The 13925-nt window shown below is 60.7% G+C and carries 12 protein-coding genes; all 12 read left to right on the forward strand.

Translation table 11 applies throughout. The features are described 5' to 3' along the window. Nucleotides 1-67 precede the first annotated feature (67 nt). The 12 genes from FHX16_RS19455 (at nucleotide 68) to FHX16_RS19510 (ending at nucleotide 13868) form a co-directional block, all read left to right on the forward strand. The gene (locus FHX16_RS19455; RefSeq protein ID WP_259129757.1) at nucleotides 68-2221 is read left to right on the forward strand and encodes a hypothetical protein; all 2154 of its coding nucleotides are present in this window, start codon (nucleotides 68-70) and stop codon (nucleotides 2219-2221) included. Further along, nucleotides 2218-2514 carry a hypothetical protein gene (locus FHX16_RS19460; protein ID WP_259129759.1) on the forward strand — a complete coding sequence of 99 codons (297 nt, stop codon included), beginning with the start codon at nucleotides 2218-2220 and terminating at the stop codon, nucleotides 2512-2514. The genes FHX16_RS19455 and FHX16_RS19460 overlap by 4 nt, the downstream gene beginning before the upstream one ends. Before the next feature lie 34 nt (nucleotides 2515-2548). Next, nucleotides 2549-3646, forward strand: a complete 1098-nt coding sequence (locus tag FHX16_RS19465; protein ID WP_259129762.1) for a hypothetical protein — start codon at nucleotides 2549-2551, stop codon at nucleotides 3644-3646. A gap of 6 nt (nucleotides 3647-3652) precedes the next feature. Beyond that, nucleotides 3653-4618 carry a phage major capsid protein gene (locus FHX16_RS19470; protein WP_259129763.1) on the forward strand — a complete coding sequence of 322 codons (966 nt, stop codon included), beginning with the start codon at nucleotides 3653-3655 and terminating at the stop codon, nucleotides 4616-4618. 12 nt (nucleotides 4619-4630) lie between these two features. Beyond that, the gene (locus FHX16_RS19475; protein ID WP_259129767.1) at nucleotides 4631-5113 is read left to right on the forward strand and encodes a hypothetical protein; all 483 of its coding nucleotides are present in this window, start codon (nucleotides 4631-4633) and stop codon (nucleotides 5111-5113) included. Between the two features lie 70 nt (nucleotides 5114-5183). Then, entirely contained in the window at nucleotides 5184-5948 is a 765-nt protein-coding gene (locus FHX16_RS19480; RefSeq protein ID WP_259129770.1) for a hypothetical protein, read from the forward strand. Continuing rightward, nucleotides 5948-6649 carry a hypothetical protein gene (locus FHX16_RS19485; protein WP_259129771.1) on the forward strand — a complete coding sequence of 234 codons (702 nt, stop codon included), beginning with the start codon at nucleotides 5948-5950 and terminating at the stop codon, nucleotides 6647-6649. Before FHX16_RS19480 ends, FHX16_RS19485 begins: the two co-directional genes overlap by 1 nt. Then, the gene (locus FHX16_RS19490) at nucleotides 6649-8226 is read left to right on the forward strand and encodes a hypothetical protein (RefSeq protein WP_259129773.1); all 1578 of its coding nucleotides are present in this window, start codon (nucleotides 6649-6651) and stop codon (nucleotides 8224-8226) included. The genes FHX16_RS19485 and FHX16_RS19490 overlap by 1 nt, the downstream gene beginning before the upstream one ends. After that, nucleotides 8223-8678 (forward strand): N-acetyltransferase, encoded by a 456-nt coding sequence (locus FHX16_RS19495; protein ID WP_259129775.1) that lies wholly within the window; start codon nucleotides 8223-8225, stop codon nucleotides 8676-8678. The genes FHX16_RS19490 and FHX16_RS19495 overlap by 4 nt, the downstream gene beginning before the upstream one ends. Continuing rightward, nucleotides 8678-9712, forward strand: a complete 1035-nt coding sequence (locus FHX16_RS19500; RefSeq protein ID WP_259129776.1) for a tail fiber domain-containing protein — start codon at nucleotides 8678-8680, stop codon at nucleotides 9710-9712. Before FHX16_RS19495 ends, FHX16_RS19500 begins: the two co-directional genes overlap by 1 nt. Continuing rightward, on the forward strand, nucleotides 9713-11911 hold the full coding sequence (locus FHX16_RS19505; RefSeq protein WP_259129778.1) for a hypothetical protein: 2199 nt from the start codon (nucleotides 9713-9715) through the stop codon (nucleotides 11909-11911). Then, on the forward strand, nucleotides 11901-13868 hold the full coding sequence (locus FHX16_RS19510; protein ID WP_259129779.1) for a hypothetical protein: 1968 nt from the start codon (nucleotides 11901-11903) through the stop codon (nucleotides 13866-13868). The genes FHX16_RS19505 and FHX16_RS19510 overlap by 11 nt, the downstream gene beginning before the upstream one ends. The last annotated feature ends 57 nt before the right edge of the window (nucleotides 13869-13925 follow it).

Here is a 13925-nt window from a genome sequence, read left to right on the forward strand (position 1 = left end):
CCCTTATCACCTTTCAGAAAGGTCCGCTTAACGGCGGGCCTTTTCCTTTGGAGATTCAGCCGCGCCCATGACGACAAAGACCAAGACCGGCCCGAACAAGAAGCTCCGCGAAGAGGGGCAGGATTGGATCAAAAGGATCAATGCTGCGACCACCCTCGAAAAGGAATGGCTGGACGACGCGAGCATTGCCACGAAGGCCTACACCAACGAGGACAAGGCAGAAGGCGAAGACACCGGGCTCGGCACCAAGTACGATTTCAACATCCTGTATGCGAACGTTGAAACCATCGTCCCGGCCGTTATCAACTCGTCACCGGTTCCGGATGTCCGCCGCCGCTTCAACGACAAGGACCCTGCCGCGCGCGTCGTAGCTGACCTGATCGAGCGCGCCATCTCGGTGCAGATCGACGACAGCCGCCTGCAGGTAGAGCTTGAAGCCGCTGCGCAGGATGCATTCCTTGCTGGTCGCGGCATTGTTCGTATCCGCTTTCGAAGTGACATCGTTGGCGGAGAGCCAACCAAAGAGGACATTATCGATGCTCACGACCGTGCAGAAGGCGCAGAGCAAGACGGTGCAGGCGTTGCAGATGCTGATGAACGCTACGCCGGTAGAGGCGAGGGAGACCTACAGCAACCTGACGCCGGAACAGGTGCTGGAGCAACTGCTCCTGAACTACTTCGCGGAACAGGAACGCCAGAGCGTCTCGAAAACGAGCGCATCACCTTCGAAGCCGTAAGCTGGCGCGACTATCGCCACGGCCCAGCCAAGCGCTGGGATGAGCGCCCTTGGGATGCCTTCCGTTTCGTCATCGCCAAGGAAGACGAGGGCGTATCGTTCAATGCCGACCTGATCCGGAGCCAGTTCGACGAGAGCGAGCAAAACGACTGGTCAAAGAGCACTGGCGATATCTGCGGCTGGGAAGTCTGGTGCAAGAAGACGCGCCAGGTAAAGTTCATCGACGACGCCGGGATTATCCTGAAGGTCATCGATGATCCGCTCGGACTGAAGGGCTTTTTCCCGATCCCGACGCCCATGCAGCCGATCGAGATTACCGGCCGCCTGAAGCCGGTCAACCCGTTCGCGATCTACCGCAAGCTTGCCGACCAACTCGACACGATCACGAAGCGCATCGATGTCGTCACCAAGGCCATGAAGGTCTGCGGCTGGTACTCCGGCAGCAGCAAGAGCCTTGAAGCCGTGATGACGCTTGCGGACGACGAGTTCGCCCCGATCGAGGACGGCGAGCTTTATGCCAACAGCCAGGGCGGTATTGCCGGGGCCATGGCCTTCTGGCCGGTCGAGAAGTTCATCGCGGTCCTTGATAAGCTCTATCTGGCTCGCGAGCAGACGAAGCAGGCCATCTACGAGATCACTGGTATTTCCGATATCGTCCGCGGTGCTTCGACGGCTTCGGAAACGGCGACGGCCCAGAACATCAAGAGCCAGTGGGGCTCGCTGCGCATTCAGAAGATGCAGCGCATGATGGAGCGTTGTGCCCGCGACCTATTTGTCATGATGTCGGAAATCATCCCTTCGCGGTTCTCTCTGCGCACATTGGAGGAGATGACAAGCATTCCGCTCCTGCCGACGCTGCAAGATACGCCGGAGCAACAGCAGCAGAAGGCGCAGGTTGTCCAGCTCCTGAAGCGCCCGATCGCGTCTTACTACCGCATCGACGTAGAGAGCGACTCCACGATCCGCGCCGACCTCACGCGCCAGAAGGCAGAGGTATCGCAGTTCCTGCAGGGGGCAGGGGCTTACTTCCAGGCAGTCGGCCCGCTGGTCAAGGAAGGGACGTTGCCGCCCGATGCTGCGCTGGAAATCTTCATCGCCAACGCCCGCATGTTCAATCTTGGTCGATCTGTCGAAGAGACGCTTGAGAACATGGTCACGCAGGCCAAGGCCAAGGCTCAGCAGGCACAGAACCAGCCAGAGATGCCAGATCCGGCCATGGCGAAGGTTCAGGCCGACGCGCAGGCGCAGGACCAGGCAGACCAGCGCCGGAACGAGACCGAGCTTACCAAGGCGAAGATGGACAACGACACGGAGTGGAAGAAGGCCATTCTGGAGGCGCTCACCAAGATCGAGACAGCCCGCATCCAGGCGCAGACCGACATGGACAGCGCAACGCTCGCTGCGCAGCTCGAAGCGATCCTCGGCCTTGCTCCTCAGGTTCCCGCCATTGTTCCTCAACCTCAAGCAATCCCGGTAGCAGCATGACGAAGTATGTGAAACGCGATGGCCGCTGGGTGGACGCATCCAGCGGTGAACCGATGCTGACTGAAGCGCAGCGCAAGGGGCCGATCCCGACGCCCATGATCATTTCCGACATCCAGCCCTATCGGAGCCCCGTCGACGGCCGGCCTGTTATGTCGCGGTCCGATCGTCGGGATGACCTTAAGCGCCACGGCTGCGTTGAATACGAGCCATCCCTCAGCCCAACCAAGGGCAAGATCCGGAACAAGCGCTTCGCTGAAAAGCGCGGCCTAACGGTCTCTGAAGAGTACCGGTAACCACCTTCCAAAACCGAACAAGGATTGAACCGCAATGAGCGTCGAAGCACTCAATGCGCCGCAGATCGATTCAGCGGCCATAGTAGATACAGGAAATTCCACCGCACCTGAGACCATCAGCGAGGATGACAGCCTCGGCGCCGTCTTCGATCGCATGGAGCGCGACAATGGCGCGGCTCGTGATAACGGCCGCTTTATCAGCCCCGATCCGGCAAAAGCCAAGGTGGCAGCGAATAACGAACCACTGGAAGGTGGTGGGGGAGAGGATACCGACGCCGTTGATCCTTCGACGCCTTCGGCCGACGTACCTCTCCCTTCAAGCTGGCGGGGCAAGGAAGCTCTGTGGGAGAAGATCCCCGCAGACGTGAGGGCAGACCTTCGCACGCACCAGGAAGAGCTTCACAAGACGCTTTCTACGCAGGGGCAGGCGCTATCGGCCTACAAGCCGCTCTCTGACGTGCTGATGAGCTACAAGGAATACTTCGGCGGCGAGATGGGGAACTACAAGCCCCATGAGGCCGTGGAATACCTGTTCAATCTGCAGCGGCAGATGGACACGGACCCGATCAACACGCTGATGCAGATCGCTGACACCTACGAGCTGCGCGGCGAGCTTCAGAAGATGTTTGGCGCAGGCGCTCCGGCAGGTGAGGGCGGCGCACAGAATACCGAGCAGGCGCTCCTGGCTAAGATCAGCCAGTTGGAAGGCACGATCAGGCAGATGGGCGACCCGTCGCGGATCGATGAGCGCATTTCACAGAGATTGAATGAGGAAAAACAGTTCGGTGAGGTGGATAGCCTTGTGAGCCGCATCTCGAAAGAAATGCCGCTCTACAACGAAATCCCCGAGCCGGATCTTGTGAGCTTCATTCACATGGCGAAGCAGAAGCTCGGCGGTGCCGCCTCCCAGGAGGCCGTACTCAAGCGCGCTTACGACATGGCTGTCAACGCAGACCCCGACCTGAGGGCCAAAGCTGCCGCATTAAAAGCTGCCGCAGCAAACGACCCTGCCCAAGTCGCGGCGGCGAAGAGAGCGAACGACACCAACATCCGTTCAACCTCGACCGGCAAAGCCCGACAGCTCACTCAGGAAGAAGAGCTGGGCGCTGTGTACGACAAACTGAAAGGTTAATCCTCGATGGCAACACCATCTTCGATTTTCTCGGAAATGGTATCGACCACGCTTCGCAACTCCGCGAAAGACGTGGCCGACAACGTTTCCAAGCATAATGCCCTCCTCAACGTGCTGAAGGAGAAGGGGCGTATCCTCGACCTCGATGGCGGCTATGAAATCCAGATCCCGCTGGAATACGGCGAGAACGGCACCTACACCCGTTACGGCGGCTTTGACACGCTCAACACCGACGCATCGGACATCATCACTTCTGCCAAGTACGATTGGGCGCAGATCGCGCTGCATGTCGTCGCTTCCGGTGCCGAAATCCGCAAGAACTCCGGCCGCGCGCAGATGATCAACCTCGTCAAGACGAAGAAGTCCAACGCCCTCAAGACGGCTGCGAACAACTTCTCGATCGACGCCTATTCGGATGGCTCGCTGGCCAACCAGATCGGCGGCCTGGCGCAGATCATCCAGACCAACGGGCAGGGCACGGTCGGCGGTATCGACTCCGCGACGTGGACCTTCTGGCGTAACAAGTTCCGTGAAATCACGGGCTCCAACGCCTACACGAAGGACACCTTCAAGGGCGAAATGAACGGCCTTTGGCTCCCGCTGAACCGCGGCGCCGACAAGCCGGACCTGATCGTCCTCAGCCACGACTTCTATTCCGTCTTCGAATCCGGCGAGCAGCAGCTCCAGCGGTACATGGACGAAAAGAAGGCGCAGGCTGGCTTCGTGGGCCTGAAGTACAAGACGGCAGACGTCATCTTCGATGACAACGCCAACTTCACCACCACGGCCGAGAAGGGCTACTTCCTCAATACCGACTACCTCTACGTCGCCCAGCACAAGGAGGCGAAGTGGTCGCAGGACGAGGAGAAGAAGCCCGTCAACCAGGACGCCGTTGTCATCCCGTACTACTGGATGGGCAACATGGTCTGCACTAACCGTTCGCTGCAGGGTGTCCTGCTCGACGCTGCTTAAGGAGGAAATCCGATGACAGCACTCGTAGGCGCACGCCTCAACGACACCTACACCGCTGCCACCCTTGCCTCGTCCGGCAAGGGCTTCGGCCTCGGTGACCGGTACGTCAACAACCTGGGCAACGAGTATATCTTTGTCCAGGCTTCCGGTGCCATCGCTCAGTATGACGTCGTGCAGCTCACGTCGGCATTCGCTGCGGCATCGATCACCACGGCAGGCGGCCTTCGCGGCAACCTCGTCGCGGTTGCTCCGGTCGCTTTCGCTTCCGGTGAATATGGCTGGGTTCAGGTCAAGGGCCCGACCACGATGAACGTCAAGGCCTCGTGCGCGGCGAACGTTCGCCTCAACACCACGGCCACGGGCGGCGCTCCTGACGACGACGGCACGGCGACAACGAAGCAGATTCAGGGCGCGTACCTGACCACTGCTCGCGGCGGTACCGACGGCTCTGCCCCCGGCATCCTGACCTACCCGTTCGTCGACGCAACGCTCTAACCTGAGCTTCTGGGGTGGCTTTAGGGCCGCCCTTTCTTTCTCCACCTTCCAAAAAAAGCGAGACAATCCCATGGCTGATGATCAGCGACCGCTGGTGCGCGTTATTCGCTTCCACCACACATTCGAACGCGTGCCCGTCAAAGGCGACGAGCTGCGCGATGACGTAGACGCCAAAGGCTACAAGATAGACGCGAAGGGCAAGCGCGTGATGGAAAGCATCGAGGTCGATTGGGTGACCTATGCGCCTTCCCACGCTCCTCTCACCGCGGCGACCACCGAACGGGTCCGGCACCTTAGACCGACCGAAGAAATGATCCACGGCGAGCAGTCGGAAAAGAGTAAGTTCATGCGCGCCCGCTGGGATGCGATCGAACCGGCCTATGATGCCTGGAAGTCGGGCCACGAAATTCCGACCCACGGCATGCCGCTTGCCCACTGGCCGGGTGTTTCTGCTCCTGCGGCCGAAGAACTGCGCCGTTACGGCATCCGGACCGTCGAAGAGGTTCGCGATCTAACTGATGGCCAGCTCGACAAGATCCGGCTTCCGAACATGCGCGACCTCCGCAAGGCGGCGCGTGCCTTCATCGACAACGTGGACACTGCCAACATGGCAAGCCGCGAGGCAGAGCGCGACAGCGAGATCGAGGCCCTGAAGGCGGCACTTGCCGAGCAGCAGGAGCAGTTCGCCGCCGCGATGGCGCTGCTTGAGGAAAAGACGAGCGGCAAGGGCGAGATCGATGATCTCCGCGCCCAGCTCGACGCCAAGGGCATCAAGTACCACCACAAGGCCGGTATCGACACGCTTCGCGCTCTCCTGACCGAGGATGCTGCCTGATGACCATTCTGTCAGTCGTTCAAAACGTCTGCCTTGTTGTCGGTCTGGAAAAGCCGGATGTCGTGCTTTCCTCGACCGACCGCGAAATGCAGGAAATGGTCCGCATCGCCAATGAAGTGGCGCAGCGGATCAGGGACGCGGAGTTCGACTGGCAGACCCTCCAGGCAATCAAGACGCTCACTGGCGACGGGGTGACCGAAACTTTTGCTCTCCCCGACGACTATGCCCGCATGCAGACAACGGCTCGCCTCTGGTCTAGCCGCTGGTCGTGGGGGCTTGAGCACATCACCAACACGGACGACTGGCTTGAAACGCTGGCCGTCCCTGTTGTCCCTGTCTCAGGCCAATGGACGATCTACGGCGACCAGATCCACATTCTTCCGGTCTGCAAGGCCTCCGAGACGGTTCGATTCTTCTACATCAGCAAGAACGTCGTCAAACCGGCCTCCGGGGCAAACAAGCCGCTGTTCACTGCCGATGACGACACCTTCCGCCTCTCGGAGCGAGTGCTCGAACTCGGCATGATCTGGCAATACCGCTCGCAGAAGGGCGTTGCCTCGGATGACGACGAAATCAATTTCGAACGCGCTCTCTATACGGCGATGAACAACGACACCGGCTCCAAGCCTGTCGTGAGCGGCAATGCCCGCAATCGCTATCAGAGCGTCAAGACAGCGTTCCCCTACACGGTTGGGCAGTGATGTTTCAGAAGAAGCAGAAAGCCGCCAAGCGCAGGCCGGTATCGAACTCGTTCACGTTTCAGCCTCCGGTGCGGGGCTGGATCGCGAATGAGAGCCTTGCCGCTGCAAAGCCAGGTGGCGCGCGCGTCCTCGAAAACTGGTTCCCGACCAAGACGAGCGCTCGCCTGCGAGGTGGATGCCGAAAGTATGCGACGATATCGGCCGGCCCTGTCCTGCGCATGTGGGCCTACAAGAGTGGCAGCGTCGAGCAGTTCTTTGCGTCCGATGCCACGAAGATTTTCAACATCACCACGATAGCAGACCCGAACGTCATCCCGGCCGCTGCCGTCTCTGGCCTAACTTCCGGATATTTCTCCACGGCGCAATTCGGCACCGCCGGCGGCACAAACTACCTCTCTGCTGTCAATGGAACGGATACGCCGCGGCTTTATGACGGTTCGACGTGGACGACCCACGCTTTCACGGGCTTGGCTACTCCTCAGGATCTCTCCTTTGTTTGGTCATACGCCAGCCGGCTGTTCTACATCCGCAAAAACACCATGTCTGTGTTCTATCTGCCGGTGGACAGCGTCAACGGTGCGCTCTCCGAGTTCAGCCTTGCAGGCGTTTTCCAAGAGGGCGGCTCGCTGCTCTGCGGCGGCAAGTGGTCGATGGATTCGGGCGATGGCCTCGACGACAAGTGGGTTGTCGTTTCGACCGAGGGCGAGGTCGCGGTCTTTCAAGGCACCAACCCCGGTGATGCCAACAACTGGCAGAAGGTCGGTATCTACAAGATCACCCCGCCGATGGGCGCCAACGCCAACATGCAGGCAGGCGGTGATCTGCTGATCGGTACCGAGGACGGAATCGTGCCGATCTCGGAAGCCGTGAACAAGGACGAGGCCGCGCTTTCACTCTCTGCTGTCACGCGAAACATCGAGCCGGAGTGGAAGAAGGAGGTCGTCGCCCGCCGGACGCTGCCGTGGGAAATCGTCAAGTGGCCGACGAACAACATGATGCTCGTATCTCTCCCGGTACCGGATGCCGGTATCTCCAGCGCCATGTTTGTCGCCAACCTCGAAACCGGCGCCTGGTGCAAATTCACCGGATGGGAAACCCGCTCGATTGGGCACTATGCCGGCTCCAGCTACTTCGGGACCAACAGCGGTACAATCCACCAGATGGAGATAGGCGGCTCGGACGACGGCGCGCCCTACGTCTGCACCTATGTAGGGCTTCCCGACCACCTCCGCACACCCGGCGCGTTCAAGATCATTCATTCAGCGCGGGCGGTTTTCCTGTCGAACGTGCCGTTCATCGCGAAGATTTCGGCGTCGGTGAACTATCAGATTACCTTGCCGACGCCGCCTTCATCGGTCGCGAACTATTCAACGGACGAATGGGACGGCGGTCTCTGGGATGTTGCCAAGTGGGATAGCGCTGGCGTTGGCTCCATCTCGACAAAGTGGGTCTCGATCGGCCGCTCCGGCTTTATCGTCTCGCCCCAGATCCAAATTACCTGCGGCGTCACGCCATTCCCGAGGACAGAGCTTATGGCCTTCGACGTGCTCTGGGAGCGCGGCACGGTGATGAATTGATCACTTGGGCTATCGCCAAGGGCGAGGAGATCCATTTGCTCTCGCATTGGGTTGCCGAGCATATCTGGCCGGGGGCAGGGCGCGATTTCGGCAACTGTCAGGGCATGGCGGTGATCGAGCATGATGCCGTCATTGCCGGGGCGATCTGGCACAATTACGAGCCCGACAGCGGCGTCATCGAGATTTCAGCGGCGGCGACCTCCAAGCGGTGGCTGAACCGGGAAACGCTGGGTGTCCTGTTCGGAGCGCCCTTCAAGGAATGGAAGTGTCAGGCGGTCGTGTTGCGGGTGTCGGATCATGACAAGGCACTGCACCGGATGCTGAAGGCCTACGGCTTCGAACGATATCGAATCCCCCGGCTGCGGGGCAGGGACGAAGCGGAAAACGTCTTCGTGCTGACGGAAGAAAATTGGGCGTCGAACAAGTTCAATCGAAAGAATGAGGTCCACTGATGGGCAAGCCCAAGGCGCCTAAGGCTCCAGATCCCGTAGCAACTGCGGCAGCGCAGACTGGCACCAACGTCACGACGGCGCTAGCCAACGCTCGCCTTGGCAACGTCAACCAGTATGGCCCAGATGGCAGTGTGACCTATGGCGTCAGCGGATATGAGGCCTATCAGGACCCGTCGAGTGGCGCTTGGTTCTCAATTCCTCAGTACACGCAAACCACAAGCCTTTCGCCGGCACAGCAGGCCATCAAGAACCAGAACGACGCGGCGAGCCTCAATCTTTCGCAGATTGGCAACAATCAGTCGGCGTTCCTCAAAGACTATTTGTCGAAGCCGGTCGACCTTTCGAATGAGGCGACGGAAGCGCGGCTGATGGAGCTTGGCCGCAAGCGCCTTGATCCGGTCATTGCCCAGCGCGACGAGGATCTGCGCACCCGCCTTGCCAACCAGGGCATCAAGGCGGGCTCCGATGCCTACTACAAGGAACTGAACCAGCAGGGGCAGACGAACAACGACGCCTACACAAGCCTTCTTCTCAATGGCCGCTCGCAGGCGGTGCAGGAAGCGCTGACCGAGCGTAACCAGCCGCTCAACGAAATCACGGCGCTGTTGTCGGGCACGCAGGTCGGAACGCCTCAGTTCGGAGCCGGCACCAATCAGCCGACCCTGCCAACGGTCGACTATGCCGGCCTGGTCAACCAGAACTACCAGAACCAGCTTGGCGCCTATAACACGCAGGTCGCGCAGCGGAATAACATCCTCGGCGGCCTATTTGGCCTCGGTGCTGCCTTTGCGGGCAATCCGGCGCTGTCGGACCGCAGGGCGAAGAAGGATATCAAGCCGGTCGGCAAGCTCATGGGCCACAAGCTCTATGAGTACTCCTACAAGGGCAAGCACGACGACGGCAGGAAACACATCGGTGTCATGGCGCAGGAAGCCGAGCGGAAGCGTCCGGATGCTGTTTCGACCCGTCCCGATGGCCTCAAGCAGGTTCACTACGGCAAGCTCTTCCAGATGGGCGAAAGGATGGCTGCATAAATGGCAACCGGTTTTCTCTTCGGCGGCAATACGGGCGAAACGGCCGAATCCCTTGCGCGCAAGCGTGCCGTGGCCGAGGCCTTGCTTGCCAACGCCAATAGTAGCGTTCCACAGACCATTGGCGATGGCATTGCCTCGATCGGTCAGGCGCTTTCCGGCCGCCTTGGTCTGAATGCCTTGAACAAGAAGGAAGCGGCTGGTCGGTCCGCGGTAAGCGACCGAATCCGGCAGGCTCTTTCGGGCTATGGGGCTGGCGGCTCTTCGGCTTCGGCTTCCTCTGGAATTCCGATGACCGATGCCGCTACCGAGATCACGGCGGGCAAGCCGATCGATATGACCACCAACCAGGTCTATTCGGATTTCATCAACACCGTGAAATCAGGTGTCGACGGCGCCCCCGGCATAACGAACCCGTATGGCCTCGCGGCTGTCGCGGCAACCGGCAACGCTGAGAGCGGCTTTTCGCCAGGTAACGTCAATCGGACGTGGAGCGATCCGAGCCAGAGCGGTCAGCCCGGAACAGCAGGCGGCATCATGTCGTGGCGCGGTCCCCGCTATGAGGCGCTCGCGGCAACTGGCGACCTTTCGCCATCCGGACAGGGTAAGTTCTTCCTTCAGGAAAACCCGCAGCTTATCGCGGCCTTGAACAACGCTAAGAGCCTTGAAGAGGCGCAGGGGCTCATGAACAGCGCCTGGGCTTTCGCCGGCCACAATGAACCAGGCGGAGCCGAGGTTAGGCGACGCATGGGCTTTGCGTCGTCGTACCTGCCGTCTTTTCAGGGCGGCGGTACGGAAGTTGCCAGCCTCGACCCCAAGGCAGGAGCAACATCGCCGCAGGCGGCCATTCAGGCTGTTGCCCCGGCTTCCGGCTATATTGACCCGCAGGTAACGACCGCAAGCCGTGGTACACCGGCTCCTACTCCCGTACCGCGTCGCAATCAGCAGGTTGCGCAGGCCTTGACCGCTCCGGCGCCGTCGGCTGGCCCGCTCGGCGTCAATCCTGAACTGTTCGACGTCCTCAACGACCCTTACATTTCTCAGGGGCAGTCGGCCGTCGTTCGCGCCCTCATCGACAATGGCCTGCGGGAACAGCAGGCGGCACGTGAGCGGGCAGCAAAGCAGGCAGACCCCGCGTACCGTCTCGGCCTCGAAAAAAGCCAGCTTGAAGTCGACGCCCTCAAGAACCCGAAGATTTCGCCGGCCGATCAGGCGCGCATCGATCTCGAGAAGAACAAGCCGACGGAAGTTGGTGGACGCCTTGTCGGTCCAGATGGCAAAGTGATCTACGAGGCTCCCGGTAAATGGGTGAAACTCGACGACGGTAGTCTGTTCAACGAAAGCACCGGTGAGTTCAAGGTTGCTCCGAAGCCTGAAGGCCAGTCTGGATTCCGCTTCAAGGGCTCGTCCGTGGAAGCACAGGCGCTCAACGGTCTGATGGACAGCGGCACACTCACCGAGGACCAGGCGCAGCAGCTCGGCGCCGGCAAGACAGTCAGCGGACCGAATGGCGAAATCATCTTCATGACGCCGCAGGGCGTGTTCTCTGGAAATCCAAAGGAAGGGACAGCAAAGCCTCTTCAGCCGCAGGCACAGCCAGCAGAACAGCAACAGCCATATGTCGACCTCTTTGGCAACGGCGGGGTTACTCCCACGCCATCCGCACCGACTCCCCCTCCTGCGCCGGCACCTGAGGCCGCCGAGCCGCCGCAGCGCCCCGGCATGATACCGCTCACCGCGCCCAAGGTGACGATCGACGAGAGCAAGGCCGCTGGCTTTGCCGATCGCATGAACGAGGCCGAGGCGATCATCCAAAAGTACGGCGCGGCAGGGGCGAACGTGAAGGACCAGTTCGTCAGCGATAACGACTATATCCCGAACGTTGCCGAAAACTGGTTATTGAGCAACGACTTCCAGAACTTCGGCCAGGCGCGCCGCAACTTCATCAACGCCCAGCTTCGTCGTGAATCTGGCGCTGTGATCGGCCCGACTGAGTTCGAGAACGCTCGCAAGCAGTATTTCCCGGAGCCGGGGGATAACGACGAGGTCCTGAAACAAAAAGCCCAGAATCGCAAGACGGCGATCGACGCCATGGTTCGCGACGCCGGTCCGACTTACGGCAAGAAGAAGAGCGACGAACCCGCGCCCGACTTCTCCAAGATGAGCATGGAAGAGCTGGATAGGTATATCAATGGCCGATGATCTGAAGGAACTTGCCAAGCAGGAAATGTTCCGCCGCTTGGCTGCTGCTGAAAAGCAGCGTCGGCTGGCGCAGTCCCATCCTTCGTTCGAGGAGAGCCAGAAGCTCATCGATCAGCAGGATATGCAGGGCGCCAACGGTGCTGTCGGCTCTGCTCTCACCAGCGTAGCCGACGGCGTGCCGGTCGTAGGCCCGATGATGGTCGACGGCGCGCAAAGGGGAGCTGCGGCTCTTTCGTCGCTCATCGATGGCGAAAGCTACGACACGAACCTGAAACAGGCGCAGGGGATCACCGAGGAGGCCAACAAGGCTCATCCGGTCATCCACAAGGCAGGTGAGGTGACGGGCGCAGTGGGCGGGACTATCCCGCTCGTTGCGGCGGCGCCAGCAGCCTTCGGTGCTGGTGGCGGATCCCTGCTAGCTCGCAGCCTATTTTCAGCCGTTTCCGGTGGCGCGCTCGGCGGTACGGATGCTGCTGTCCGGTCGGGCGGCAACGGGGACGACACTCGCCGCGGTGCGATGGCGGGGCTAATACTGGGTGCTGCAGGACCATCCGTTGCCGACCTCGTAGGTAAAGGTGTGAAGTCCCTTATCGAGGCTGGGAGGAACCGGCTTGCTGCACGTGCGGCCGGGATCGATCCGGAGGCCTTGAAGTTCGTTCGCCGTGCCGTCACGGATGATGCGCTTGACCCAGCCATGGTGCAGCAGCGCCTCACCGACATGGGCCCTGATGCGATGCTGGCAGATCTCGGCCCGAACCTTCAGAAGCAGGCGGGGGCGTTGGCCGCGACACCTGGAAGAGGGCAGGAGATTGTCCGCAAGGCACTCCTCGATCGGTCGAAGGGTGCGAATGCGCGCATCAATGCGACCGTGGACGATAACTTCGGCCGTGCTCCTCTGGTGTCGGCACTCGATGCTGAAGCAGTCCACAATCAGGGCGCTCTTTCTCCCGCCTACCGGGAAGCTTTTACGCGGGCTGGACCTGTCGATGTGACGCCCATCGCTGATGACCTAACGCGACAGATCCAGACGCTACGCGGCGATCCGCAGCGAGCCCTTCAGCGCGTCCGCACCATGCTGAACCGGTTCGGCGCGGAGGAACTCGACAACAATCCGCAAACGATGTTTCAGACGCGTCAGGCGATCGACGGGATGCTCTCCACGGAAGCCGATCCGAAAGTCATCGCGGCTCTCACCGATGCGCGGCAGATGATCGACGATGGGCTGACCCGTGCTGTTCCGAACATCAAGGAGGCTGATGCCTCCTTTGCGGAGCTGGCACGGCAACGCGAAGCCTTGAACCGTGGCCAGCAGGTGCTCGAGAGCGGGAAGACAGCGCCACGGCCGGCAGAACTCGCCAACGAGGTGGCGCAAGGTGCAAACCCTCAAGGAATGCAGATCGGTCCGTCGGCAGTACCTCTGCGGTTGTCTCAGGGTGCCCGCGCCGAGATCGATCGAATCCTCGGAACAAAGGCAAACGACGTCGTAGCGCTAAATAACCTGATCAAAGGGCAGGGTGACTGGAACCGCGACCGGCTGGCCACACTATTCGGGCAGGACAAGGCCGATAGGGTGATCAAGGTTCTTGAGAACGAAAGGGCCTTCGCCGATACCGCCAACACCGTCACGAGAAATAGTGAGACGGCGGCGCGGCAGGCAGCTCAGTCTGAGCTTGGCGGCGCGGGCGTCGGCTTCGGTGCTGAAGAGGCATTCAAGGCTGGCGGCGTTCGCGGTGCGGCTCGGGCGGTTGCACTAGACAAGGCAAAGAAGGTGGCGGCGGCTTTGCTTCCTCAGTCGGGAGACCGCGCCCGTGAGAGCCTGGCGAGCACGCTCGTCAATCAGAACCGGGATGCGGTTATTAGGGCGCTCATGGCCGCCGGGGGACCCGCACAAGTGCCGGCCCTAGTGAACCCGGTCGTCAAAGCGCTTCTGCTGGGAAGTCCCGCGGGGGCGCGATGAAGGGTCAAGCCACATAATCAAAGCAACCATGGCCACAATGAACAGGGCACCAACAAG

The sequence above is a fragment of the Rhizobium sp. BK661 genome, from assembly GCF_024808825.1.
In the GTDB taxonomy this organism is placed as follows: domain Bacteria; phylum Pseudomonadota; class Alphaproteobacteria; order Rhizobiales; family Rhizobiaceae; genus Rhizobium.

Bases quoted from the DNA above. Each gene is read 5' to 3' on its own strand.
- FHX16_RS19455 (WP_259129757.1), top strand. From the start codon at position 68: ATGACGACAAAGACCAAGACCGGCCCGAACAAGAAGCTCCGCGAAGAG.
- FHX16_RS19460 (WP_259129759.1), top strand. From the start codon at position 2,218: ATGACGAAGTATGTGAAACGCGATGGCCGCTGGGTGGACGCATCCAGC.
- FHX16_RS19465 (WP_259129762.1), top strand. From the start codon at position 2,549: ATGAGCGTCGAAGCACTCAATGCGCCGCAGATCGATTCAGCGGCCATA.
- FHX16_RS19470 (WP_259129763.1), top strand. From the start codon at position 3,653: ATGGCAACACCATCTTCGATTTTCTCGGAAATGGTATCGACCACGCTT.
- FHX16_RS19475 (WP_259129767.1), top strand. From the start codon at position 4,631: ATGACAGCACTCGTAGGCGCACGCCTCAACGACACCTACACCGCTGCC.
- FHX16_RS19480 (WP_259129770.1), top strand. From the start codon at position 5,184: ATGGCTGATGATCAGCGACCGCTGGTGCGCGTTATTCGCTTCCACCAC.
- FHX16_RS19485 (WP_259129771.1), top strand. From the start codon at position 5,948: ATGACCATTCTGTCAGTCGTTCAAAACGTCTGCCTTGTTGTCGGTCTG.
- FHX16_RS19490 (WP_259129773.1), top strand. From the start codon at position 6,649: ATGTTTCAGAAGAAGCAGAAAGCCGCCAAGCGCAGGCCGGTATCGAAC.
- FHX16_RS19500 (WP_259129776.1), top strand. From the start codon at position 8,678: ATGGGCAAGCCCAAGGCGCCTAAGGCTCCAGATCCCGTAGCAACTGCG.
- FHX16_RS19505 (WP_259129778.1), top strand. From the start codon at position 9,713: ATGGCAACCGGTTTTCTCTTCGGCGGCAATACGGGCGAAACGGCCGAA.
- FHX16_RS19510 (WP_259129779.1), top strand. From the start codon at position 11,901: ATGGCCGATGATCTGAAGGAACTTGCCAAGCAGGAAATGTTCCGCCGC.